2 protein-coding genes are annotated in these 2232 nt (G+C 29.7%); both read left to right on the forward strand.

Annotated features, from left to right (window positions below):
- Positions 1 to 108 precede the first annotated feature (108 nt).
- Positions 109 to 1653 (forward strand): hypothetical protein, encoded by a 1545-nt coding sequence (locus OO775_RS14025; protein WP_264847850.1) that lies wholly within the window; start codon positions 109 to 111, stop codon positions 1651 to 1653.
- A gap of 73 nt (positions 1654 to 1726) precedes the next feature.
- Complete coding sequence (locus OO775_RS14030) at positions 1727 to 2176, forward strand: hypothetical protein (protein ID WP_264847851.1); 450 nt, start codon at positions 1727 to 1729, stop codon at positions 2174 to 2176.
- Positions 2177 to 2232 lie beyond the last annotated feature (56 nt).

Raw genomic sequence — 2232 nt, forward strand, 5'->3', positions numbered from 1 at the left:
TGATAAAATAACCGTAGTGAGCACTAAGCAAAATATGATTTTACAAAGTGAAAAATCTGTAAAATCTAACAGCGGCGAGCAAGGTAGTTCACATTAAAAAGTAAAGCTATGGGAATTTTTAAAAAGGCAAATAACATATATATTACTGTTCGTGATACTTATACCTCTATAAGTGGCTCTTCTTATGAGGAAGCCGAAGAGGTAATTATTGAGGCAACTAATGGTGATTTAGAGCTTGTTAGTCAGAAAAAAGTAATAATACAAGGGTTAGGAAATAACTCTGATACACAAGAAACAGAAGAACAAAGTTCCTCAGTATCAGGAGGAAACCATCAAACTCAAATAAAGAAATTTTTGGTACACTTTAGACGTCCTAAAGATTATAGGGGTGAGTATGGTTTTGATTGGCTTAGAGAAGAATATATTTATCCATTAGTTACAGTAACAAATGATAATGATGGTTCTCCAATAAATCGTAAGGTAACTCTTTGTAAAGGTGTTGACCCATTAAAGGAAAAATATCGAGAAGATGTAGTAAATCCTATAAATCCGTATGGAAAGGAATATTTTCCTGCTTGGTTATCAATATTCCCATTCACAACAAATGAACAGTTTCCACACGGATCTAGGATGCACAAAAATGGTGTCTTTTTAGATTTGCAAATTGATGAAATAGATACGATAGTACCTGATGGGACTGAAATTATCTTTGAAACAGGAAGTCCTTACTTAGAGATAACACCTAATAAAATACCTATTTCAGAAGTTTTAAGTACAAAGAAAAGAAGCAGAAGAGTTGGAGGGAATCTTATTAATTTTTATTACTTACCTAAAAAAATAAATATCAAATGTAAGGATCAGCCTTTAAAAAGGCATAAAGATATAAAAGTTTTTGCTAAGTTAAAGGGTGAATCCAAAGAAATAGGAAAGTTAATGGTATACAAAAATGATGTGATTCCTAAAGCAGAATTAGTTGTAGTGAATGTAATTACGGATAACAATCATAAGGCAAAACTTTATGAAGGATACCAATTCTCATTAAAACGCCAAGCTTTTAACCAAGCTCTTATAAGGGCAGAGGTAAAAATAGACACAGAGTTCAATTTAAATAATTTGAAACATCATCGTGATGTAAATGATTTTTTAAATAGCTATAACTCTCTAAAGGCAGGTGATATATTGCGTAAAATCACACGGTTATACAATAAGTATGGAAAATATGGAAAAATACCTGGGGGGATAAACTCAGATAATACTCAAAAAACCTTTTTGTTTTTTACTTCCATAGGTGCAGGTAAAACTTTAGGTATAGCACATTTGAATAAACATACAGAACAATGGGGAAATTCATTTCTTATTTTTAACTCAGGGCTTTTAAAATATCGTACTATTGTTCACGAATGTGCGCATTCTTTATCTCTTCCTCATATTTTCAGTGAAGAACTACTTTCTCTTTTTGGTTTTGATTTTGTTTTTTATCAAGGGTATACTGATAATTATATGGATTATACTTGGCAAAGAGGAATTTATGACAATCTTAACAAGAGATACTTACCAAGTGGAGATAATATTTACAAAGGTAAAATGTATTCATTTTTTAAGTGGCAATGGGATATTATGCGAGGAGATCGTAGTTTAACTTTTAATTACTAAACAGATGAAATTTTACTTGTTACTAATCGCTTTTTCACTCTTTTTTTGCTCTACCAAACAACAAAAAAACATAGTGAAAAATAATGAAAATACCATAGAAAAAATAAGGAAAAACAATGAAAATGAAATTCTAAAGATTAAATATTTTTATGTAGAACCTGAGATTCCTATAAATATCGACAAAGATGAACTAGAAATAGTTGAAGTTACTAAAAACAGATTTCTAATCTATGAACAGATTTACAACAAGGGAGTTCTTAAAGATTCTACAATAATAGATATCCCTTTCAATGCAGATAGTCTTTTTTCATCAATACCTAAAGCATATCTCAATAATGCTAAAGTATATCCTTTTTTGAATTTCAAATTCTTTCGTGATTATCCTTACGAATGTTTCTATATTTTTAGACAAAGAGATACTATCGAATGGCATATTGCTGACGAACTACTTCCTGAAGATTTTGTTTTTTATAAAAATTTTCAAGAACTTAGATTGGAACAATTAAGAAATAAGAAAAAATAAGATTCAACTATTCAAAAACGGTTTAATCTATTAAAAAAAACTTATTATGGCAGTAG

The sequence above is a fragment of the Capnocytophaga catalasegens genome (genome assembly GCF_026005215.1).
GTDB classification, from domain to species: domain Bacteria; phylum Bacteroidota; class Bacteroidia; order Flavobacteriales; family Flavobacteriaceae; genus Capnocytophaga; species Capnocytophaga catalasegens.